Origin of the sequence: Soonwooa sp., from assembly GCF_030151385.1 — a bacterium.
GTDB lineage: Bacteria > Bacteroidota > Bacteroidia > Flavobacteriales > Weeksellaceae > Soonwooa.
In genome coordinates this window covers 61,544-83,394 of sequence record NZ_JASLDS010000073.1, presented here as the reverse complement: position 1 = coordinate 83,394, position 21,851 = coordinate 61,544, and the positions used below count along the sequence as shown (strand labels likewise).

22 protein-coding genes are annotated in these 21,851 nt (G+C 34.6%); 16 read left to right on the top strand and 6 right to left on the bottom strand.

Annotated features, from left to right (window positions below):
• Nucleotides 1–75 precede the first annotated feature (75 nt).
• The 10 genes from Q1V95_RS15060 to Q1V95_RS15015 all read left to right on the top strand — a co-directional run bounded on the left by Q1V95_RS15060 (nt 76) and on the right by Q1V95_RS15015 (nt 8,065).
• Nucleotides 76–507, top strand: coding sequence for an Rrf2 family transcriptional regulator (locus Q1V95_RS15060; protein WP_300675536.1), 432 nt, complete (start codon nt 76–78; stop codon nt 505–507).
• A gap of 59 nt (nt 508–566) precedes the next feature.
• Nucleotides 567–1,052, top strand: coding sequence for a hypothetical protein (locus Q1V95_RS15055; protein WP_300675535.1), 486 nt, complete (start codon nt 567–569; stop codon nt 1,050–1,052).
• Between the two features lies 1 nt (nt 1,053).
• A complete protein-coding gene (gene nirK, locus Q1V95_RS15050) occupies nt 1,054–2,100 on the top strand; it encodes a copper-containing nitrite reductase (protein WP_366143301.1) in 1,047 nt (348 codons plus the stop codon).
• Between the two features lie 54 nt (nt 2,101–2,154).
• The gene (locus tag Q1V95_RS15045) at nt 2,155–2,997 is read left to right on the top strand and encodes a formylglycine-generating enzyme family protein (protein ID WP_300675534.1); all 843 of its coding nucleotides are present in this window, start codon (nt 2,155–2,157) and stop codon (nt 2,995–2,997) included.
• A 31-nt stretch (nt 2,998–3,028) separates the two neighbouring features.
• Nucleotides 3,029–3,607: an SCO family protein gene (locus Q1V95_RS15040; RefSeq protein WP_300675533.1), complete on the top strand. Its 579-nt coding sequence runs from the start codon at nt 3,029–3,031 to the stop codon at nt 3,605–3,607.
• A 26-nt stretch (nt 3,608–3,633) separates the two neighbouring features.
• Entirely contained in the window at nt 3,634–4,041 is a 408-nt protein-coding gene (locus Q1V95_RS15035; RefSeq protein WP_300675532.1) for a c-type cytochrome, read from the top strand.
• 84 nt (nt 4,042–4,125) lie between these two features.
• Nucleotides 4,126–4,854, top strand: a complete 729-nt coding sequence (ric, locus tag Q1V95_RS15030) for an iron-sulfur cluster repair di-iron protein (RefSeq protein WP_300675531.1) — start codon at nt 4,126–4,128, stop codon at nt 4,852–4,854.
• 12 nt (nt 4,855–4,866) lie between these two features.
• Complete coding sequence (locus tag Q1V95_RS15025; protein ID WP_300675530.1) at nt 4,867–7,110, top strand: nitric-oxide reductase large subunit; 2,244 nt, start codon at nt 4,867–4,869, stop codon at nt 7,108–7,110.
• A gap of 101 nt (nt 7,111–7,211) precedes the next feature.
• On the top strand, nt 7,212–7,664 hold the full coding sequence (locus tag Q1V95_RS15020; RefSeq protein ID WP_300675529.1) for a hemerythrin domain-containing protein: 453 nt from the start codon (nt 7,212–7,214) through the stop codon (nt 7,662–7,664).
• Between the two features lie 41 nt (nt 7,665–7,705).
• The gene (locus tag Q1V95_RS15015) at nt 7,706–8,065 is read left to right on the top strand and encodes a DUF488 domain-containing protein (protein WP_300675528.1); all 360 of its coding nucleotides are present in this window, start codon (nt 7,706–7,708) and stop codon (nt 8,063–8,065) included.
• On the opposite strand, the gene Q1V95_RS15010 is transcribed toward Q1V95_RS15015, so the two are convergent.
• The gene (locus tag Q1V95_RS15010) at nt 8,058–9,881 is read right to left on the bottom strand and encodes a LuxR C-terminal-related transcriptional regulator (RefSeq protein WP_300675527.1); all 1,824 of its coding nucleotides are present in this window, start codon (nt 9,879–9,881) and stop codon (nt 8,058–8,060) included. The genes Q1V95_RS15015 and Q1V95_RS15010 overlap by 8 nt on opposite strands.
• A 343-nt stretch (nt 9,882–10,224) precedes the next feature.
• Here Q1V95_RS15010 and Q1V95_RS15005 point away from each other — a divergent pair, with 343 nt between their 5' ends.
• Complete coding sequence (locus Q1V95_RS15005) at nt 10,225–10,545, top strand: DUF4870 domain-containing protein (RefSeq protein WP_300675526.1); 321 nt, start codon at nt 10,225–10,227, stop codon at nt 10,543–10,545.
• 247 nt (nt 10,546–10,792) lie between these two features.
• Here Q1V95_RS15005 and Q1V95_RS15000 read toward each other — a convergent pair whose 3' ends face one another.
• Complete coding sequence (locus Q1V95_RS15000) at nt 10,793–11,296, bottom strand: hypothetical protein (protein ID WP_300675525.1); 504 nt, start codon at nt 11,294–11,296, stop codon at nt 10,793–10,795.
• 145 nt (nt 11,297–11,441) lie between these two features.
• Between Q1V95_RS15000 and Q1V95_RS14995 the strand changes: the two genes are divergently transcribed.
• A complete protein-coding gene (locus Q1V95_RS14995; protein ID WP_300675524.1) occupies nt 11,442–11,828 on the top strand; it encodes a hypothetical protein in 387 nt (128 codons plus the stop codon).
• A 129-nt stretch (nt 11,829–11,957) separates the two neighbouring features.
• Complete coding sequence (locus Q1V95_RS14990) at nt 11,958–13,544, top strand: ABC-F family ATP-binding cassette domain-containing protein (RefSeq protein WP_300675523.1); 1,587 nt, start codon at nt 11,958–11,960, stop codon at nt 13,542–13,544.
• 95 nt (nt 13,545–13,639) lie between these two features.
• On the opposite strand, the gene Q1V95_RS14985 is transcribed toward Q1V95_RS14990, so the two are convergent.
• On the bottom strand, nt 13,640–14,557 hold the full coding sequence (locus Q1V95_RS14985) for an EamA family transporter (RefSeq protein WP_300675522.1): 918 nt from the start codon (nt 14,555–14,557) through the stop codon (nt 13,640–13,642).
• A gap of 134 nt (nt 14,558–14,691) precedes the next feature.
• On the opposite strand from Q1V95_RS14985, the gene purE reads away from it, so the two are divergent.
• Nucleotides 14,692–15,195: a 5-(carboxyamino)imidazole ribonucleotide mutase gene (gene purE / locus Q1V95_RS14980; protein ID WP_300675521.1), complete on the top strand. Its 504-nt coding sequence runs from the start codon at nt 14,692–14,694 to the stop codon at nt 15,193–15,195.
• Between the two features lie 36 nt (nt 15,196–15,231).
• On the opposite strand, the gene Q1V95_RS14975 is transcribed toward purE, so the two are convergent.
• Nucleotides 15,232–16,146 carry a T9SS type A sorting domain-containing protein gene (locus Q1V95_RS14975; protein ID WP_300675520.1) on the bottom strand — a complete coding sequence of 305 codons (915 nt, stop codon included), beginning with the start codon at nt 16,144–16,146 and terminating at the stop codon, nt 15,232–15,234.
• A gap of 100 nt (nt 16,147–16,246) precedes the next feature.
• On the opposite strand from Q1V95_RS14975, the gene dgt reads away from it, so the two are divergent.
• Together dgt and Q1V95_RS14965 are read left to right on the top strand one after the other, a co-directional pair.
• The gene (dgt, locus tag Q1V95_RS14970) at nt 16,247–17,605 is read left to right on the top strand and encodes a dGTP triphosphohydrolase (protein ID WP_300675519.1); all 1,359 of its coding nucleotides are present in this window, start codon (nt 16,247–16,249) and stop codon (nt 17,603–17,605) included.
• A 74-nt stretch (nt 17,606–17,679) separates the two neighbouring features.
• Complete coding sequence (locus Q1V95_RS14965) at nt 17,680–19,386, top strand: BspA family leucine-rich repeat surface protein (protein ID WP_300675518.1); 1,707 nt, start codon at nt 17,680–17,682, stop codon at nt 19,384–19,386.
• Nucleotides 19,387–19,621: 235 nt separating this feature from the next.
• On the opposite strand, the gene lipB is transcribed toward Q1V95_RS14965, so the two are convergent.
• The gene (gene lipB, locus Q1V95_RS14960; RefSeq protein ID WP_300675517.1) at nt 19,622–20,335 is read right to left on the bottom strand and encodes a lipoyl(octanoyl) transferase LipB; all 714 of its coding nucleotides are present in this window, start codon (nt 20,333–20,335) and stop codon (nt 19,622–19,624) included.
• Between the two features lie 121 nt (nt 20,336–20,456).
• On the bottom strand, nt 20,457–21,740 hold the full coding sequence (locus Q1V95_RS14955) for a T9SS type A sorting domain-containing protein (protein WP_300675516.1): 1,284 nt from the start codon (nt 21,738–21,740) through the stop codon (nt 20,457–20,459).
• Nucleotides 21,741–21,851 lie beyond the last annotated feature (111 nt).

Sequence of the window (21,851 nt, the reverse complement as noted above, 5' to 3'; positions counted from 1 at the left end):
CACATTAAAATAAAAGAGTTTTTTATCTTTTATTTGAAAATTAGTTTTATCTTTGTTGAAGAAAAATTGATAGAAATGTTTTCCAAAACTTGCGAATACGCTTTAAGAGCCCTGATTTATATTACCCAACAGACGAAAGATGGGGGAAGGATTGGTATTAAAGATATTGCGACAGGCATTGATTCTCCAGAATATTTTATTGCTAAGATTTTGCAGGATTTGAGTCGTAAAGGTTTTGTGCAATCGGCAAAAGGTCCAACAGGTGGATTTTATTTGGATAATGTGAGTCTTAATCGTTCTTTGGCGGAAATTGTTAAAGAAATGGATGGTGACAAAATCTTTACAGGTTGTGCATTAGGACTTAAAGAATGTTCGGAGACGCATCCTTGCCCTGTTCATAACGAGTTTAAGCATATTAGAGGAAATCTTCAAAAGATGCTTAACGATATGAAAATTGGTGATTTTGTTGACCAGTTGGATGCTCACGAAGCATTTTTAAAAAGATAGAATTAACAAATCTATTTTTTTAATATAGTAAAAGATAAAAAGGTATTAAAATATTAAATGTGAAATTTCAAGTTAAATATCCACTCGTTTTTGCAACAAGCTTTTTATGGCTAGGATTGGTGCTTGCGGTAAGTTTTCTAGAAACACCACTGAAGTTTCAAGTTCCTGGAATGACGCTTCCAATTGCATTAGAATTGGGAAAAATTATGTTTGGGATTTCAACGATAATTCAGATTGCATTGCTGTTTATCATAGGTTTTAGTTTCTTATTTAATCAAGAAAAACCCAATTCTAAAATCTTACTGAATCTATTTTTTTTAACCTTGATTTTAATTCTAGAAAAATTTTGGATGTTGCCCGTTTTAGACGCTCGAGCAGATGTTTTAGCAAGTGGAAAAGGGCTTCCTCCAACAACGTTTCACGATTATTTTATTTACGCTGAAGTTGCAAAAGTACTGCTGCTTTTCATATTACCGATTTTATCATTAGAAAAAGTAAAAGCAGATTCAAAAATTATTTTTAAAACATTAAAAACCTCTCATTAAAATGAAAAAATACATTCTTCCATTAGCCATTATTCTGGCAGGCTTTTCATTAAATGCTTGTAAACAGAACGCATCAGATTTAGATTCTAATTCAAAATCTGGAAATGCCGAAAACATCGCAGTTTCTGGAGCTGCCGAAGAGGCAAAATTGACTTCGGCACCCAATGTTCCTGCACCAATTGGTGACCGTGCTGCGAAAAAACTAATCGTTCGTCTCGAAACCATCGAAAAAACTGGTGAATTGGCAGACGGAACGCAGTACAACTTCTGGACTTTCGGAGGTTCGATGCCAGGAAGTTTCATCAGAGCGAGAGTGGGCGACGAAATTGAATTTCATTTAAAAAACAATGAAAATTCTGCCTTTCCACATAACATCGATTTACATGCTGTAAATGGTCCAGGTGGTGGTGCAGAAGCGACTTTTGTGGCGCCTGGGAAAGAAGCTGTATTTAATTTTAAAGCTTTAAATCCAGGTTTGTACGTTTATCACTGTGCGACTGCGCCTGTGGGAATGCACATTGCAAACGGAATGTACGGTTTGATTTTAATTGAACCAGAAGGCGGACTTCCAAAAGTGGACAAAGAATTCTACATTATGCAAGGGGACTTCTACACCAAAGGAAAGTATGGTGACAAAGGCTTGCAAGAGTTTGATATGGATAAAGCCATCGCCGAACATCCGGAATATGTTGTGTTTAACGGAAAAACGGGTGCTTTGCTAGGCGAAGGCGAGCTTCAAGCTAAAGTTGGCGAAAAAGTGAGATTCTTTGTCGGAAATGGTGGTCCAAATTTGACTTCATCTTTCCATGTTATCGGTCAAATTTTCGATAAAGTGTATATCGAAGGTGGTTCGAAAACCAATGAAAATGTCCAAACAACGTCTATTCCACCAGGTGGAGCTGCGATCGTAGAGTTTACTTCTAAAGTTCCAGGCGAATATGTGATTGTTGACCACGCAATCTTCAGAGCCTTCAACAAAGGCGCTTTGGGTAAAATTAAAATTACAGGAGACGACAATCCTAAAGTTTATAAATCAGAGAAAAAATAATCCATAGTTATAGTTTTTAGAACTTTTGGTTCACATTGAGGATTCAATTTTAAAATGAAATATTTTGTTTACATATTGTATTTGACTTTAATTTTTAGTTGTAGTAAAAAACAAGCTGCAACCGAAATTACAAAGGCGCAACCCGAGCTGACATTCATTTCCACAGATAAGAAAATGCTGAAGGTTGATGGCGGACAATACCGCGCTTTTGTTGGAAAAGAGAGCGATAGCTTGACTTCTGTAAAGTCTTTTATGATTGATGAAACTGCCGTTACGAATTTTGAATACCTCGAATTTTTGAAAAAGAATCCTCAATGGACCAAGAGTAAAGTTTTGAAACTCTATGCAGACAGCACTTATCTAAAGCATTGGAAAAGCGATTTCGAGATTCCTGCAGATGTAAGTCCAGATGCACCAGTAACGAATGTTTCTTGGTTTGCCGCGAAAGCTTATGCCGAAAGTGTCGGAAAACGTTTGCCAACCGTTGATGAATGGGAGTATGCAGCTAGAGCCAGTGAAAATTTAAAAAATGCGACTGAAGACCCCGAATTTACAAGACATATTTTGAATTTATATCAAGAAAAAGGAAAGTACAAACAAGCTGTAAAGCAGCATCAGCCAAATGCTTGGGGAATTTATGATATGTACGGAACGATTTGGGAGTGGACGGAAGATTTTAATTCTGTGATGATGACTGGCGAATCGCGAAAAGATACCGATGCCAACGAATCTTTGTTTTGTGCAGGCGCTTCGGTAACCTCTTCGGATTTGAGAAATTATGCGGCTTTTATTCGCTTTGCGATGCGTGGGAGCATGAAAGCCAATTATACAGTTAATAATCTTGGATTCCGATGTGCAAAGGATTTGGATGAAAATGAAAAATTGAGCATGAAGTAAAATCAACGTCAAAATTGTAAGAAAAATTGAAATGAAAAATAGTATAAAAATAATTGTATTTGCTTTTTTAAGTTTGATGATTTTTAATAGTTGTCAAGAAAAATCAAGTGAAAATCTGGATCCAAATTCCATATTTAATTTGTCGTCAAAATGGGAACAGCCCGATGGAAGCATAATAAAATTAGAAGATTTGAAGGGAAAAGTGCTCACAATGGTGATGGTTTACACTTCTTGTAAAACGGCTTGCCCACGACTAACATTGGATATGAAAGCTATTGAAGAAAAAGTAGGACACAAAAATCCTGATGATTTACGCTACGTTTTCATTTCCATTGACCCAGAACACGACACGCCAGAAAAGATGCAAGAATTTTTGAAAACCTACCAACTGGATGGTAAACAATGGGTTTTTATTAGAAGCAGCGAAGCAAATACCCGTGAATTAGCCAATGTTTTGGCGATGAAATACAAACAAATTTCGCCAATGGATTTTTCGCATTCTAATATCATAAGTGTCTTTTCGAAAGATGGTTTGTTGGTTCATCAAAAGGAAGGCATCAATATCGACATCGATAACACTGTAAATGCAATTAAAAACGAACTTAAATAATTAAAAAATAAACAAATAAATCAGCTATGAAAAAATTAGTTTTAACCTCATTATTAGCTTCATTAGCTATAGTTTCTTGTTCTAAAAAAGAAAATGTTGAAGCAGAAGCTCCACAACAAGAATCTAACAAAATGATTGAAGAGCCGACTGAAGCAGCAAAACCTGCTGTTGCCCTGACTCCAGTTGAAGAAGGAAAAAGTTTGGTTGAAGGTGCTGACTGTCTATCTTGTCATAAAATAGATTCGAAACTAGTCGGACCATCTTACCAAGATGTAGCGGCAAAATATACGGATGCAGATATTGACCATTTAGCGACAAAAATTATCGAAGGTGGAAAAGGTGTTTGGGGCGATATCCCAATGACACCGCATGCTGGATTGAGTCCTGAAAATGCAAAACTGATGGTGAAATATATTTTAGCTCAAAAAAAATAAAAACGAAAGCCTCATTGGTTTAAAATTCCAATGAGGTTTTTTCAAAAAAATTTAAAACAATAAAAGATAAAAAAGTATTTTATTATGAATGCGAAAACAGATTTAATAGGAGATATGGTTGCAGAAGATTTTAGAACAGCAGCTATTTTTAAAAAATATGGAATTGATTTTTGTTGCAAGGGTGGACGTACCATCGAAGATGCTTGTGATAAAAAGGATTTAGACCCGAACAAAATTTATTCTGAATTAGAAAATCTTCCATCGTTAGGAGCGATCGGAATTGATTTCAAAGCTTGGCCATTGGATTTATTGGCAGATTATGTGGAGAAAACGCATCACCGTTATGTTGAGGAGAAAACACCAATTATTCAGCAATTTTTGGATAAACTTTGCAAAGTGCATGGTGATAGACATCCCGAACTTTTTGAAATTCGAGATTTGTTTAATGCTTCCGCACAGGATTTAGCGGCACATCTTAAAAAAGAAGAATTGGTTTTATTTCCATTTGTTCGAAAAATGATGAATTCTAAAATTTCTGGTCAAGCGATTGAGCAGCCGCATTTCGGAACGGTAGAAAATCCAGTAGAAATGATGAAACATGAACATACTATTGAAGGCGAAAGATTAGAAAAAATTGCACAATTAACGAACAGTTATACACCACCAGCAGACGCTTGTAACACGTACCGAGTGACCTTTGCAATGCTTCAAGATTTCGAAAACGATTTGCACACGCACATTCATTTGGAAAATAATATTTTGTTTCCAAAATCAATTGAATTAGAAAAGGAATTTTCAGTGGTTAACAACTAAAAAACAAAAACTATGACACCTAAAAAACTATGGGGTTGGTTGGCTTTTGTCATCATTGCCTCCTTTGCGGTTCTCATTTTTTACGGCGTAGATATCTATCGTAAAGTCCCACCAGTTCCCGAAAAAGTAGTTACAACTGATGGAAAAGTCTTGTACACAGGTCAAGATGTAAAAGATGGGCAAAATGTTTGGCAATCGATCGGTGGACAGACAGTTGGTAGTGTTTGGGGACATGGTGCCTATATTGCTCCTGATTGGACTGCCGACTATTTGCACCGAGAATCCATACTTTTATTGGATGAATTGGCAAAAAAAGATGGAAAAATCTACAAAGATCTTCCAGACGAGGAGCAAGCGAAATATCAATCTTTATTAAAGAAAGAACTTCGCACCAATACGTTGGATGAAGCGACCCAAACCATTACGATTTCGCCAGAACGTGCAAAAGTTCAGGCAGAGTTGGCAGATTATTATTCCAAATTATTCATGGGCGATCCCTCGATGGACAAGCTTCGAGATGCTTATGCAATCCCCAAAAATACGGTTAAAGATCAGGCGAGAATGGACAAAATGAATGCTTTTTTCTCTTGGACAACTTGGGTTTGTATAACCAATCGCCCAAATGACACGGTTTCGTATACCAACAACTGGCCGCACGATCCTAGTGTTGGGAATGTGCCTTCGAGTTCTTTGCATTTATGGTCTGGTTTCAGTATTTTGATGTTGTTGGTGGGCGTTGGTGCATTGGTTTTCTATCATGCCAGAAACAAAGATGAAGAAATTTCGGAAGCTTTGCCGTTGGAAGATCCGTTGCGAAATATGAAGCCAACACCTTCCATGCGTGCAACCTTAAAATACATTTGGGTTGTTGCACTTTTGATTTTGGTTCAAATGTTAGCAGGCGTTATCACTGCGCATTACGGTGTGGAAGGAAGCGCATTTTACGGAATTCCATTGGATGAAATTTTACCGCAATCTGTATCTCGAAGCTGGCATGTTCAATTAGCAATTTTCTGGATTGCCACATCTTGGTTAGCAACGGGATTATACATTGCACCAGCAGTTTCGGGTTACGAACCAAAATATCAAAAATTAGGAGTTAATATTCTTTTCGGTGCTTTGTTAATCGTTGTTTTCGGTTCTTTAGCTGGACAATGGTTAGGCGTAATGCAAAAATTAGGTTATGTTGACAATTTCCTTTGGGGACATTCTGGTTACGAATATGTTGAATTGGGAAGAGTATGGCAAATTTTGTTATTAGTTGGACTAATTCTTTGGTTGATTTTAATGATTCGCGCCTTGCTTCCAGCATTGAAGAAAAAAGATGAAAACCGTCACATGTTGACATTATTTTTGATTGCGTCAATTGCTATTGCAATGTTTTACGGTGCTGGATTAATGTATGGAAGACAAACGCACATGGCAATCGCCGAATATTGGAGATGGTGGGTGGTTCACCTTTGGGTAGAAGGATTCTTCGAAGTTTTTGCTACCGTTGTTGCTGCATTCTTGTTCACTAGATTAGGTTTATTACGATTAAAATCAGCGACAATTTCGGTCTTATTTTCAACGATAATCTTCCTTGCAGGAGGAATTTTAGGAACATTCCATCACTTGTATTTCTCGGCAACGCCAACAGCAGTTTTGGCTTTGGGAGCGACGTTTAGTGCATTAGAAATTGTTCCGCTGGTGTTGATTGGTTATGAAGCTTATCACAATTATCAAATCAGTAAATCCACCAAATGGATCAAAGCATACAAATGGCCAATTTACTGTTTTATTGCGATGTGTTTTTGGAATTTCTTAGGAGCCGGAATCTTCGGATTTGCTATTAATCCTCCAATTGCGTTGTATTATATTCAAGGTTTAAATACAACAGCAGTTCACGGTCACGCTGCATTATTTGGAGTGTACGGAATTCTAGGAATTGGCTTAATGCTCTTCATTCTCAGAGGTTTGTATCCAGATAGACAATGGAATGACAAATTGATTGGTTGGGCGTTTTGGCTAACAAATATTGGATTGTTTGTAATGACAACCATTAGTATTCTCCCAATCGGAATTATGCAAGCCGTTGCTTCCATTCAGGAAGGTTATTGGTATGCAAGATCGGCAGAATTTATGCAAACGGAAATTATGCATTTCCTAAGATGGATGCGTGTTCCAGGAGATATTTTGTTGGCTGTTGGTGAATTGTTATTGGTGATTTTTATTATCGGATTAAAATTTGGATGGTCATTAAAAGGAAAGCGATAAACTAAATTTAATATTGTTGCCTCATCAGTTTTTTCGAAAATTGGTGGGGTTTTTATGTCTTTTGATAAAGGAAAAAAGTATAATCTAAAAAGCAAAAAAATATGAAACGTAACGAAAACATAATTCCACTTTCACACGACCATCATTTTGGATTGTTGTGTTGTTGGAAAATCCGTCAAGGTTTGAAGAAAGAAGTTGAACTTTCTAGAATTCAGAGGTATGTTGATTATTTCTGGAATCAACATTTGAAGGAACATTTCAAAGAAGAAGAGGAAATTTTGTTTCCGTATTTGGAAGATGATTTTTCAAATCGAGTTGAGAAAGAACATCAATATTTAGAAGTTTTGTTTAATGATATTTCTAAAAATCCTAATACTCAAGATCTAGAAGCGTTTGCAAATTTATTGGATGATCATATTCGGTTTGAAGAACGACAATGGTTTCCACATTTAGAAGAAAATTTAAATGAAAATCGGCTTTTAGAAATTGGAAAGGCGCTTGCAGAAGTCCATTCTGAGGAACAAGATGCTTTTGAAGATGAGTTTTGGAAGTAGAATAATTTTCATTCTGAAAATTCATAACTTTAAAATAAAAAATGAAAATCCTGCTTAAAAGAATTTATGAAGATTCTTCACCAACAGATGGTTACAGAGTTTTGGTAGATCGGCTGTGGCCAAGAGGAATCACTAAAGAACGAGCTGCTTTAGACGAATGGGACAAAGATTTGGCACCTTCTACAGACTTGCGATTGTGGTTTCATCACGATCCAAATCGATGGGAAGAGTTTTCTGACAAGTATTTAAAAGAACTGCAAGAAAATAATTTCGGCCCTGAATTTCTAAAAAGGTTGCAGAACCAAGAAGTTGTGACCTTGGTTTACGCAGCAAAGGATGAAAAACATTGTCATCCACTTATTTTAAAAGGATATTTACAAAGTTTAGAATCAATTAAATAATCCCTTTGATATACTGAACAAGGTCAGTTTCGGCATCCAAATCGAATTTTTTCTTGATGCGGTATTTGGTCATGCTCACGCTTTTAGGTTCGATGTTTAGGACGTTTGCAATTTGTTTGGTGTTCATGCCAAGGTGCATATAAGCGCAATATTTTAAATCGAGATCCGTAAGTCTTTGCTTTGCTTTTTCTTGAATCGACTTAAAAAAGTTAGGATGAATTTCTTGAATTTGAAACTTCGTATGTTCAAAATCTTTGTCTAAGAGATTTCCTTCGCGGATAATTCTATTGATGTTGACGTTGTCATCGTCGTTCAGTTTTTCTTTTAATTGATGAAGAATATTGGTTTTGTGCTCCAAATGTAGCTGACTTGCCATCACTTCATTTTGCAATTTTTCTTGTTGTAAAGTCAACACTTCTTGCTCGGCTTTCAAACGGGCTTGCTCTTCTTTTTGAAGTTGAACCTGCAAATCTGCCTCATTTTTCTCCGAAACCAATTGTTTTTGACGCTGCAAAGCGTATCTAAGACGGAAATGATAAGAACGGAACATATAAAAACTCCCCAAAAGCGCCAAAATTCCACCAACGATATACCAAATCTTCTGCTTTTTTTGTTGTTGAATTTCCTTTTCTTTTTTCTCAGATTCAAATTGTGCCTCCAATTTTTTTACGCTTTCAGCTTGCGTTTGGTCAAATAAAGAAACATTGTAATCTGTAACTTTTTCTTGAAATTCTAAAGCTTTTTCTAAATTGCCTTTCTTTTTGTAAACGCCAGCTAAACTTGTCGAAATCTGTATCAACATTGGATAATAAACTGGTTTTTGAGTTTGCAAGATGGCGTAAGCTTGTAGCAATAGATTTTCTGCTTCGTCCAAGCTTCCATTTTCCTCCGCCAAATAAGCCAGTATTCCGAGATTTCCTGCTTGTAAAGGCTGACTATTGGTACTACTTTTTGAACTGTTCATCGATTCCTGAACATTGAATTTTATTTTTTGGATAAGTTCAGGTGTTAATTGTGGATAGTAAGTCAGTAGATAGGTGGCAACATTATTTCTTGCCATTGCATAAGTGTAATTGGCAACTTGGCCAGGATATTTTTGGTACAAATCCGCTGCATCTTCTGCATACTTTATGGTTTGATCTAAATCTTGTTTGTTCTGCGATTTATTATAAAGATAAGAATAGGCGACAGATAGGGCAGAATAGGTGTTACTAAGATAATTTTTATTCTTGGACGCTTTGGCAGAATTTAGAGTTTCTTTCGCATATTTCATTGAATTTGTCAGGTCATTCCAGTTGGTATAAGTGCTATACAATATGTAATTTAACTTGAATTCTAACTCGTAATCTTTTTGGTTTTCAGCATTTGAAATCGCAGCAAGGGCATGTGCAACGCTCTTTTTTAAATCTTGAAGAGACATTTCTTGGTAAGCTTGCAAATACTCCGAATAAGCTTTTGGCAAAGCCACTCCAGATTTTGAAGCCGAAATTTTAGTTGAATCTATATAAAGACTGGTTCTGTCATATTGCTCCTGATTATTGGCGATGACACCCAAATAAGTATAAGCTTTGGTAATTTGTAAATAGTCTTTCTCAGCTTTTGCAAGACTCAAATACTTTTGTGCGTACTGGTTTGCAGTCGGATATTGCTCCTCGGTTCTATAAAGTTCCGTTAACAATCCAAAAACTTTCATTTTTTCTTTTACGGGTGTATTATCTTTTTGAACAATCGTTTTTAGACTATCCAAATATTTGTTTTGAGAATATCCAAGAATAGAAATGCTAATAAAAAAAAGAATAGAAAGTTTTTTCATCATGTTGATGTAAATATAGTGAAACTACAAAGTATCAAGAAAGTATTTTAGAATAATAAAATGTAATCCAATCGAAAATATTTAGTTAACTACTCTCAAAATAACGATGAATAAAGCCTTTTAGTATGTTGTAGTATGTTTGTAGTATGTCAAAAATTTAGGATGTAGACATATAGTAGGATATGTTTTGTTTGATTTTAATTTTAGTATGCTGAATTTTGAAATCAGAAAAACACAAGTGATTAAATCCTGATGAGACTGGCTTATCCAACTTCATTTCCATTTCTGCGGATAAGCAGTCTATCAGTATTATTTCAAAATTCTAAACATTAAAAATCAAAATAAAATGGACAACAAAACACTCGCAATCATTTCGTACATCCCTGTATTAGGTTGGTTATTCTCATTTCTTGTTGGAAAAGATAAAGCTGATAATTTTTTAAAATTCCATCTTAAACAAAGTCTAGCACTTTTTATTTTTGCCATTCTTTTTAATGCTGTTTTCTTTATCATTGTGATGATTGTACCAAGTTTATATTTCTTAGGATACATCGGTTATGTTGTTTGGGCATTGGTTATTATAGGAATTATTAATGCTGCAAATGACACCGAAAAGCCACTTCCAATTATTGGGGAATGGGCTGAGAAGAACATTAATTTCATCTAGGCACTTTTTATTAAAACACAAAGACACTATAGTCACCAAAGTTTTCTTTAAGACGTAAGCTATAATCAGCGATTATTTAACGCTAAAATTTTTCTTCGTTGATCTTCTTGCGTCTTAGAAATGCTTTTATATTTTTTTTTTCAGAATTAAAACAAAGCTGAATTTAGGTTTATCTTAAATAATTTATGTAATCAAAATTGTCAGAGTCATCTTCAAACTGTTTAATAATGGTTTAAGATGGCTTTTTTTATTGATCAGTGTCTACAAATTTTCTCAAGTCGTAATGCATAGAGTCATTTTCAAAGTAAGATTGCAGCTTTCCTTCTTTGTAGTATTTTATTAAAATAACTTTTCCATATTTATCGAAACGCTTCCAAGGTCCAAATTTAAACCAGTGACGCTCGTTAAAATCAGCATTGTCGATGGTTTGCATAGATTCACCACTTTCGTAGATTTTGCCATTTGGATAATAAGTTTTAGAAGTAATGTGATAAGAATAAAACTTTTTGATCGCATCATTTTCGACCATTTTTATTTTATCTTTTTGTGAAAGTGTGTCATTTATTTTTGTCGTCCAAGTTCCGATAGCTTCACCGTGCTTATATCTTCCTTTTGTTTTTATCTCGCCTTCGGACGTCTTTTTTGTGGTAATCCAAATTCCATGTTTTAATTTATTTTTGTCACGTTTGTTGGTTCCACAGCTGATTAATAGTATTAATATTGAAATTAAGAAAAGGTACTTTTTATACATGCTCTATATTTGTAGAGCTAAAATACTAAATTAAAATTTATATCATCGTTTTTTTGTAATGGATGTTTTCTGTTTTGTTAATTTTAAATATTCTTAAAACTAAATAGTCTTGCACCATTTTTGATACTTCAAGGAAAATTTGATTATGAAAAATGCGATTCTTTTGTTATCCATCGGAAGTTTAATGGCTTGTAATTCTCCAAAACCCGCGATGGTGGGAAATGATAAAGACAATCACGGTTGCAAAGCTTCGGCTGGTCAAACGTGGAGTGTTCTTAGGAATGATTGCATTCAGGTTTTTGATGTAGGAACTCGTTTGAATCCTATTAACGGCAAAGACGGAGAAGCAATTATCAGTGCGTTTATTTTATTTAATGACAATCAAAGCAAAGTCGAATTATTCATTGGTAATCAACCAAATATTATTTTGAATAAGAATTCAGAAGGAAATTTTGCTTCTGGAAAATACCTTTACAAAGCATCAGAATCGACTTTGTACATTAACGGAAAGGCTGAGTATCAGAAGAATTGATACTTTAAAATTAAATTTTCTATCTTTGCAAAACAAAATCAGTAGATAAACATGTAGGATATATTTTTCTTTCAACGACTTTTCTAAGCCTATTTCTGGGCTTCAAGTTTCATATTTAAAAGAAAAATCATGTTTACGTTACACAATATTACTTATCTGCATCCAGATAAAGAGATGCTATTTAATTCCCTCAATTTTACGTTGAACAAAGGCGAAAAAGTCGCTTTAATTGGTCAAAACGGTGTTGGAAAATCCACTTTATTAAAACTTATTTCGGGTGAAATTTCTCCGTCGCAAGGTCAGATTTTGTCCGATGAAAAAGTATATTTCGTACCTCAAATTTATGGTCAATTGGACGAAGTTTCAGTTGCCGAAGCTTTAAAAATAGATTCTAAATTAAAAGCTTTACACCAAATTTTGGAAGGCGACGCTTCCGAAGAAAATTTTGAAATCCTTAATGACGATTGGGATTTAGAAAATCGAGTTACCGAAGCTTTTTCAAAATGGAACATTGAAGATATTTCGCTTTCCGATTCGATGAAAACCTTGAGTGGCGGGCAAAAAACCAAAGTTCTTTTGGCTGGAATGGATATTCACGAAGCTGATTTTGTGATTTTGGACGAGCCGAGCAATCATTTGGATTTAGTAGCTCGACAATCGCTGTACAATTTCGTTTCTGAAACTTCGAAAACCTTATTGGTGGTTAGTCACGACCGAACTTTACTTAATTTATTGGATAAAGTTGCGGAGCTTTCTTCAAAAGGAATTCAAGTTTTTGGTGGAAATTATGAGTTTTATAAAGAGCAAAAAGAGAATGCCGACGCCGCACTTCAAGATGAAATAAAAAGCAAAGAAAAATCCCTAAAAAAAGCCAAGGAAGTAGAACGCGAAACTTTGGAACGTCAACAAAAATTGGATTCCCGTGGGAAGAAAAAGCAAGAGAAATCAGGTGTTGCCAGAATTATGATGAATACGCTTCGGAATAAAGCGGAAAATTCAAGTTCGAAAATGAAAGATGTTCACGCGGAGAAGATTGGTGGCATTTCTGAGGATTTATCGAAGCTCAGACGTGAAGTTTCGCACTTGCAACAAATGAAATTTAATTTTGATGATTCTGCTTTACATCAAGGAAAAATTTTGTTTGAGGTTAAAGACCTTAATTTTAAATATAATCAGGATTTTTTGTGGAAAGAGGAGTTGAATTTTCAAATTCTAAGTGGTGAACGTTGGACGATTAAAGGAAATAATGCTTCTGGAAAATCAACTTTAGTAAAACTTCTTCTTGGCAATTTAAAGCCATCAAAAGGAAATATTGAAAGAGCTGAATTTAAATCCATTTATTTAGACCAAAATTATTCGATTCTAAATGAAAGTTTTAGTGTTTTAGAACAAGCCGAACATTTTAATCAAACGCCAATTCCTGATCACGAATTGAAAACTATTTTAACCAGATTTTTATTTCGCAAAGAAGTTTGGGACAAAAAAGTATCAAGTTTAAGCGGTGGCGAAAGAATGAGATTGTTGCTAGCTTGTCTTTCAATCATGGGAAAAGCACCTGATTTAATCGTTTTGGACGAACCTACGAATAATCTTGATTTGGAAAATGTTGAAATCCTAACTTCGGCATTGCGAGAATACAAAGGAAGTTTGCTTGTTATTTCTCACGATTCCGAATTTTTAAAAGATTTGAATGTCGAAAAAGAGATTTTTTTGTAACTGGATTTTTAGAGACTTTATCGTCATACTCGCCGATTCGAGTAAAAATCTGGAAGATTTTGTATCGAGAATTTTATAAGGTTCTCGATATAAAATTACTCAACAACAATTTTATTATTGACTTTTTTAAACATTTCTGGTTTGTAATTGATGATGAAAACGCCACAAATAATGAGAATAGCTGCCACAATAAAGTTAACCGAAATATCTTCGCCAAGAATCAACCAACCCAAAAATATCGCGATAATCGTATTAATATAAGATAAAATAGAAACTTGAATCGGGCTGATTTTGGTCAAGGCATAATGAAATGAAAAAAATGCAATCACCGAACCAAAAACCGCCAAGTAGAGCATTGCTGCAATACTTTTCGACGTCCAATTTCCAAAATTGTAATTGTCGGTTACCAAGAATGCAAGGCAGATTTGGAAGACGCCAGCAAACAAAAATTGATATACTAAATTAAGCGAAATGTTCTCGGATTTGATGTTCATTTTCTTGGTGAAAAGTGTTCCGCCTGCCCAGCCGAGAATCGCGAAAAACATCATGATGATACCATTTCGATATTCAGGAATGGCAAGGTCTTGCAATCCGTCCCAAAAGATGAGTAAGATTCCACTAAAACAAATGATAACGCCGATTAACGCTCGAAAACTAAATTTCTGTAAACCCAACAAAAGACTTCCAATGAAAACCAAAATTGGCGAACAAGCGCTGATTAAAGCTGCCAAACTACTGCTCAGTTGTTCTTCCGCTACGGTGGTTAGTCCATTTGCCATCACCAACATCAGGAGTGAAAATACGATTTGAAGTCCAAAACTTTTCCAACCAATCCATTTTAGTTCCTTACGAAATAGGAGAATAGTCAACATTATTATTCCTGCCAAAAATTGTCGAATTCCCGCAACAAACCATCCTGGAATAGTTTCTACAGCGACGCGAATTCCCATAAAAGTTGTTCCCCACACAAGTGCGACGGTTAAAATGGCGAAAAGTAATTTGTAGTTTTTCAAGTTTTATTGAAATAAGAAGTAGCAAAGATAATCTTTTCCACAGCAGAATTAGGGTACAGATTTGTCTTCAATGGATTTTTGGGTGGTTTTGTCTTTTATTAATTTTTATCTTTGGACATCTAATAAAAATTGAAATGGTAGGAATTATTATGGGAAGTCAAAGCGATCTTCCAATTATGGAGCAAGCAGCAGATTTCCTTAAAAATCTCGATATCCCTTACGAATTGACAGTAGTTTCGGCGCACAGAACACCAGAACGTATGTTCGATTATGCACAAAAAGCGAAAGAAAGAGGACTAAAAGTGATTGTCGCTGGAGCAGGTGGCGCAGCGCATCTTCCAGGAATGGTGGCAAGCTGCACGACGATTCCCGTGATTGGTGTTCCGATTTTGTCAAGTAATTCTATTGATGGTTGGGATTCGGTTTTGTCGATTTTGCAAATGCCAGGCGGAATTCCTGTGGCAACAGTTGCACTGAATGGCGCGCTTAATGCTGGAATTTTAGCTGCAAAAATCCTTGGAACTTCCGACGAAAATGTTTCTAACAAAATGCAACAATACCAAGATTCTTTAAAAGAAAAAGTTTTGGGAACAGTTGACAATATTAAGATTCAGCATCCGAATGGATATGATAAATAAGGAAAAATCCTGTTTCGTGAGAAACAGGATTTTGTTTTAGTTCTTAACCAACTTGGTTGATTGTGTTTTGTTGTCTTTAGTTTTAACTTGAAGAATGTAATTTCCTTTTGTTAAAGATTGGATGTTAATGTCTTTCGCACTGTTTCCAGAAAGCAATTTTTGACCAGCCATATTAAAGATGTTGTAACTTTCAACAGCTTCTTTGCTATCGATGCTTACGGTATCTTTTGCCGGATTAGGATAGATTTTTAAACTTTTTGAAAGTTGAGCTTCATAAGTTGCAAGATTCTTTTCGTTTATTTTGATGTTGTCATAATAGGCATCTCCCGCATAATTGTTGTGCAGAAAGTTCATTCCTATTAGATTTACTTTCGACTCATTTGGGTTTTCGAAAATTTTAATATCGTCAAGATAGTAAGTAATTTTATCAGTAGTGATGTGGATTTTCATATTATACCACTTATTCGGCTCCCACGTCTTATCAGCATATCCAATTTGGCCAAAATTTTCGTTCCAAATATAAATCATTCCTCTGTTTTCGAAACCAACTGCTAACAAAGTGTCGTAATCTTGGTACTCTTCATTAATAGCATAAATTGCAAATTCGAAATCAGAACCGCCTTTTTGCGTAGCATAAAAATCGTAAGAAATAGTGGTATCATTAAAATCTAGAGGTGCTGCAAATGTTTTTTCGGCACCCATGATTGGCATCCATTGATCTTGGTATTCGCTAACGTGAGCATTTTTGAAAGAGAAATTTCCAGAGCTTGCCTTTTCGTTAGTAATAATTTGATTGGTTAAAAAACCATCACGCCCTTCAGTAACTTCCCAACCATTTTGTCCATTGATGTTACCAAGTGTAAAACCTTCTGAGGCTTCGAATGAAATTGCATTTTGCGAAAATGCTAAACTAGCAACAGAAAGTGTTGCTAATACATAAAACTTCTTCATAAATTAAATTTAGGGCTACAATAATACTGATTTATTTTTAAATAGATGAAAATCTAAGACTTTGTTAGGCTTTTGAAATCGGAATGAGTATTTTTGTACTATGGATCTTAACAAGCTTTTTACCAACCAACGCACCGGAAATCATCAACCAACTTTTGTGTCCAGAACGGACTTTCAGAGAGATTTTGACCGAATTATTTTTTCGTCTGCTTTCAGAAGATTACAGAATAAGACGCAGGTTTTTCCTTTGCCAGGAAGCGTGTTTGTACACAATCGTTTGACGCATTCTTTGGAAGTTGCATCTGTCGGTCGTAGTTTGGGAAGTTTGATTGGTGATTTTGTTTCAAAGAATTATAAAAATGATCTTAACGAAACCTCAAATAATTTTTACCAATATCAATTAAGTGATGTTATTGCAGCAGCTTGTCTTTGTCACGATATCGGAAATCCAGCTTTTGGACATTCTGGTGAAGATGCGATTGCAAGTTATTTTGAACAAAATGAAAATGATCTTAAACCGCTTTTCAATGAAAAAGAATGGGCAGATCTTGTAAACTTTGAAGGAAATGCTAATGCGATTCGGGTTTTGACACATCAACAACAAGGTAAAGACGAAGGCGGAACACAATTGACCTATTCGACTTTGGCAAGTATTGCGAAATATCCTTGCGAAGCAATTGCTAAAAAGAAAGCTATAATCCATCGTAAAAAGTTTGGCTTTTTTCAGAATTCTAAATCCACGTTTTTAGATATAGCTAATGCGACAGGCATGCAACGCGAGAGTGATGAACCAATTATCCATAAAAGACATCCTTTTGTTTGGTTAGTAGAGGCGGCAGATGATATTTGCTACAGTATTATTGACATGGAAGATGCGCATCGTTTGGGCATTGTTAATTCTAGAGATTGTGAAGATTTGTTCATCGATTTGATTAAATCTGTAAATCCTGACGATATCAAACGTGTTAATGATAAGCTCGATATTATTAAAAACCCGAACGAGAGAATTTCGTATCTGCGTGCGAAAGTTATCAACTCGTTAATCAATAAATCGATTTCGACATACCAAGCTAACTTTGATAAAATTATTGCAGGAACTATGGACACGGCGCTTTTGGATATTTTTAAACAAGAAAGTTCGTCTTTAACAGAAATCGAACGTTTTTCTATTGAAAAAATCTACAATCATAAAGCAGTCATCGAAATCGAAAATGCGGGCTACAATGTTATGTATGAGTTGCTGGATCATTTTATTCCATCTATTATTTTAGAAAAATCGGAGCGAAAAAACTATGATAAAATGGCTTTAAAACTTATTCCTAAACAATTTGTTTATGAAGAGGGAAGTGTCTATGACAAGGTTTTGGGCGTTTTGGATTTTGTATCAGGAATGACCGACAATTATGCGACCGATCTCTATAGAAAGATTAAAGGTATCGAAATCGGAATGACAATGTAAAATTATTTTTAATTTGATAATTATTTCAATGTTTTTATATGAGATTTATCGTATTTTTGATAAAAAGCAAGAATATGAAAAATCTTTACACAATTTTCTTTTTCATTTTTTTTCATTTTTATAATAGCCAACGCCCAATAGTAACGACCTGGGACACTAGTCAAGTTAAATACATTAAAATCAGCACGCAAGGTGATTTTGACTATTATTATGAAAAGGTAGATGAGCCAAACGTCAATTATTATGGATATTCTGTAGGTGGAAACCTCACGCTTAATCTTCCAAAATCAGGAGTTTATCGCATTGATTTTTATCCAAAATCAAAGTTTAGTTTTTTGTTTAAAAACCTTATGAAACTTGATGATAGGGCAAAATTAATTGGTGTCACGCAATGGGGTGATGTGAATTGGAATAGTGACCTTTCTGGAATGTTTTGGGATTGTGAAAATTTGAAAATTACGGCGCAAGATGTTCCGGATTTTTCTCAGGTCACAGATATGTCAATGATGTTTTTTAATTGTATTAACCTTGAAAGTATTCCGAAAGTTTCGCAATGGAAAACAGCAATGGTTAAAAATATGTCAGGAATGTTTGGGAGTGCAATATTATTTTCAGATGATCTTAATGACTGGGATACATCTAATGTTTTAGACATGAGTGGGATGTTTCGAGAAGCGAGTAACTTTAATGGTTTAATCGCTAAGTGGAACACAGCTAAAGTTGAGAGTTTTTCCTATATGTTTGATGAAGCACATAACTTCAATCAAGATTTGTCATTATGGAGCACGGGAAAATCTAAATATTTTATTAACATGTTTAGTAATGCTTTTCTTTTTAACCAAGATATTTCTAATTGGAATACTAGTCAAGGTATTTATTTTTATTCGATGTTTGAAAACGCGCGGAAATTTGACCAAAATCTTAACTCATGGAATATGTCAAATGCGGTGTCATGTGAGGCTATGTTTAGTGGGGCAACTGCTTTTAACGGTTTAGTTTCGAATTGGAATACTGCAAAGCTTGAGAATATTAAAAATATGTTTAATAATGCTGAAAATTTTAATCAAAATATAGGAAATTGGAATACATCAAACGTTGTTGACATGAGCGGGACTTTTTATGGTACAAAGTCTTTTAATCAAAATATCTCAAATTGGAATGTGGCTAAAGTAAATAATATGAGTTACATGTTCCAAAATGCTACTTCATTTAATCAAGATATTGGAAAGTGGGATGTGAGAAATGTTGAAAATATGCGTGGTGTCCTTTATTATGCTAATAAATTTAATCAGAATATTGGAGGTTGGGATTTGAAAAGTGTTACTAATCTGGAGTTTAGTCTTAGCTTTTCTGGTATTGATTGTGTTAATTATGCTAAAACGCTAAAAGGCTGGTCTGATCGAAACTCGACGCCGGAAAATTTAGTTATTAATATGCAAGGTTTAAAATATGGTCCTAATGGAGAAATAAGTCGTACTCGGCTTATTAATGAAAAAAAGTGGAAAATTTCTGGAGATACTTTTACAGAAAACTGTGAACTTAATGTTTCCGAAGTTAAGGATTTAACACATGTGTTTGTAATAGCTCCCAACCCTGTTACTGATTATCTTTATATTAATTCTAAGGTAAAAGCACGTGCAAAAATTTATAATACAAACCAGCAAATTATTAAAGAATATGATGTATCGGAAGGACGAAATGTGATTGATGTTTTAAATTTGCGTCCAGGTTTTTATTTTATAAAAATTAATAATGAAATGCAGAAAATCATTAAAAATTAGAAACAATAAAAAAGCGATTTCAATTTTGAAATCGCTTTTTTTAAAGAACCTGTTTAAATTTTATTGATAAAATTTTCATAGCTATTTTGAGATGAATTTTTTATTTCAGATTTGAAGATTTAGCGGGCTAAATCAAAAATGAGAAGTAAAAAATTGGCTTAAAAGAGCATTAAAATTTAGCAAAGAAGATGTGAATAGTTTAAAAATATATTTCGGTAAAATTTTTAAACAGGTTCTAAATCAATTCGCATTCAAAAACGTCTGCGAAATGTTTTTTAATTTTTGATTTTACTTCTTCAACATCGACTTCACGCTCCAATTCATTCTTAAGAGAAGCCACTTGTTTATCAGTAATTCCGCAAGGTACGATGTAGTCAAAATACTTCATATTGGTATTTACGTTTAAAGCAAAACCGTGGATGGTAACCCAACGAGATGCTTTAACGCCCATTGCACAAATTTTTCTGGCATAAGGTTTTCCAACATCTAGCCAAACACCAGTTTCGCCTGGAGAGCGCTCGCCTTTTAGACCATATTCTGCAATCGTTCGGATAATGACTTCCTCCAAATCGCGCATATAACGGTGGATATCGGTGTAGAAATTTTCTAAATCCAAAATCGGATAACCAACAATCTGCCCAAAACCGTGGTATGTGATATCGCCACCACGATTAACTTTAACATAAGTTGCTTCGATTTCTTTTAGTTTATCAGCATTTGCGAGCATGTTTTCCTCATGCCCACTTTTACCTAAAGTGTAGACGTGTGGATGCTCTACAAACAATAGATGATTATGAGTCATCTCTTGTGCGTCAGGTTCTGTATCTCGATTTTTTACTTTGATGTCTAGGTTCTCTTTTAATAAAGACTCTTGGTAATCCCAAGTAGGCACATAATCGCGAGTTCCAAGATCTTCAAATTTTACTATTTTGTTTTGTTTGTGGTTCATAATTGTAGAAAAATTATTCACACAAATTTACATTTATTTTTGTCGATATTAAAATGAAAAAGCCCACCAAATTTGGTGAGCCTTTGTGCAAATATTACTATTTGACCTCGATATGGATTTTTTACTTTACGATGATTTTTTTCGTTTCCGAAATACCAGCGTAATTAATTTTTAATAAGTAAGAACCAGAAGCCAATTGACTAAGATTCAGGTCTTGCTGATGAAGTCCATTTTGTTTAGTAAGTTTGGTTTCGAAGACTTTTTTACCAGAAAAATCATAGATTTCTGCACTTCCATTGCTGTTAGAGTTTTCTTTAACATCAAATAAGATTGTTGCTTTTTTATCAATCACAGGATTTGGATAGATGCCAAAACTTGCTTTTTTACCCAATTCGGTAACGCCAAGTTCTGAGGTAATGTTTTTGTATTTGAAGCCCATATTACCAGTTGTTGCACCTCCATTTTGCGTGAAGTACAAACGATAATATTGATTTCCCTCTTTGATGTAATATACAACATCAGAGTAAGCTCCGCTGGTTGGTTTCCAAGAATGTCCAATGCTGGTAATCATATCCGAATAACTTGCGTCCGCTGGTGCAGCATATGTAGCGCTCGCTTGAACTTCTGGTTGTATTTTAGCAACTTTAATGTTTGGATTTTGGATAACACCAGACATTCTGTACATCATAATGTTATTGTAGAAAGTGTAATATCTAGTAAACATAAAGCTCCACGCATTTTTCGCAGGTTCTATGTTGTTAACTTTTTCGCCAGAATCGAATGAAAAGTAGTTAAAATAAGCGTCGTCAGATCCATTGGCTACAGTTTTTGTTTGTATAGCTTCCCAAGCAGATCCATTCCATTTTGCATATTTGAAGGTGTAACCACCTTGGAATTGGTTAATAAAAAACTTGTAAATACTGCCGTCTCCGTATTCCAAAACAAAGGAAACTTTCCCTGTAATGATGTGCGTTACCATGTCGTAAGATCCCCATCCAAAATTGAATTGACCTTGTGGCAATAAGGTCGCATTGTCAAAAGCACCCTCCTGAATTCTGTTAGTGGTGTCAGGGTTGTACAAAGGATCGCCCCAAGATGATTTTTGAGAAAGATCGATGCTGTCAAATGCCGATGGTGTCGCCGAAACTTGATAAACTTTTATGTCTTTGGCATCATTAACTTTGATCCCCATATCCATAATAGAATTGCGGTAAAACGCAATATCCCACTGATTTGCCAATTGTGATTTTATATTTTCATTAGCCAAGTTGAAGTAAACTTGATTTTGGTATGAAGGTCCCATTGTTAAGCTAACTGTTTTGTAACCAAGCTCATCTGTTTGGGCTAAAACTTGAGTCTGTACCGTTAAGGCCAATATTGACGCTAATAATAGTTTTGTTTTCATAGAGAAAAATTTAATATGTAAAATTGTTATTTAGAATTATTCTACAAAACTATAGAATTATTTTTAATTATTCTAAATAAAATTATATATTTGTCAAAAATTTTTTAGTTC

Bases quoted from the DNA above. Each gene is read 5' to 3' on its own strand.
- Q1V95_RS15060 (WP_300675536.1), top strand. From the start codon at position 76: ATGTTTTCCAAAACTTGCGAATACGCTTTAAGAGCCCTGATTTATATT.
- nirK (WP_366143301.1), top strand. From the start codon at position 1,054: ATGAAAAAATACATTCTTCCATTAGCCATTATTCTGGCAGGCTTTTCA.
- Q1V95_RS15045 (WP_300675534.1), top strand. From the start codon at position 2,155: ATGAAATATTTTGTTTACATATTGTATTTGACTTTAATTTTTAGTTGT.
- Q1V95_RS15040 (WP_300675533.1), top strand. From the start codon at position 3,029: ATGAAAAATAGTATAAAAATAATTGTATTTGCTTTTTTAAGTTTGATG.
- Q1V95_RS15035 (WP_300675532.1), top strand. From the start codon at position 3,634: ATGAAAAAATTAGTTTTAACCTCATTATTAGCTTCATTAGCTATAGTT.
- ric (WP_300675531.1), top strand. From the start codon at position 4,126: ATGAATGCGAAAACAGATTTAATAGGAGATATGGTTGCAGAAGATTTT.
- Q1V95_RS15025 (WP_300675530.1), top strand. From the start codon at position 4,867: ATGACACCTAAAAAACTATGGGGTTGGTTGGCTTTTGTCATCATTGCC.
- Q1V95_RS15020 (WP_300675529.1), top strand. From the start codon at position 7,212: ATGAAACGTAACGAAAACATAATTCCACTTTCACACGACCATCATTTT.
- Q1V95_RS15015 (WP_300675528.1), top strand. From the start codon at position 7,706: ATGAAAATCCTGCTTAAAAGAATTTATGAAGATTCTTCACCAACAGAT.
- Q1V95_RS15010 (WP_300675527.1), bottom strand. From the start codon at position 9,881: ATGATGAAAAAACTTTCTATTCTTTTTTTTATTAGCATTTCTATTCTT.
- Q1V95_RS15005 (WP_300675526.1), top strand. From the start codon at position 10,225: ATGGACAACAAAACACTCGCAATCATTTCGTACATCCCTGTATTAGGT.
- Q1V95_RS15000 (WP_300675525.1), bottom strand. From the start codon at position 11,296: ATGTATAAAAAGTACCTTTTCTTAATTTCAATATTAATACTATTAATC.
- Q1V95_RS14995 (WP_300675524.1), top strand. From the start codon at position 11,442: ATGAAAAATGCGATTCTTTTGTTATCCATCGGAAGTTTAATGGCTTGT.
- Q1V95_RS14990 (WP_300675523.1), top strand. From the start codon at position 11,958: ATGTTTACGTTACACAATATTACTTATCTGCATCCAGATAAAGAGATG.
- purE (WP_300675521.1), top strand. From the start codon at position 14,692: ATGGTAGGAATTATTATGGGAAGTCAAAGCGATCTTCCAATTATGGAG.
- Q1V95_RS14975 (WP_300675520.1), bottom strand. From the start codon at position 16,146: ATGAAGAAGTTTTATGTATTAGCAACACTTTCTGTTGCTAGTTTAGCA.
- dgt (WP_300675519.1), top strand. From the start codon at position 16,247: ATGGATCTTAACAAGCTTTTTACCAACCAACGCACCGGAAATCATCAA.
- Q1V95_RS14965 (WP_300675518.1), top strand. From the start codon at position 17,680: ATGAAAAATCTTTACACAATTTTCTTTTTCATTTTTTTTCATTTTTAT.
- lipB (WP_300675517.1), bottom strand. From the start codon at position 20,335: ATGAACCACAAACAAAACAAAATAGTAAAATTTGAAGATCTTGGAACT.
- Q1V95_RS14955 (WP_300675516.1), bottom strand. From the start codon at position 21,740: ATGAAAACAAAACTATTATTAGCGTCAATATTGGCCTTAACGGTACAG.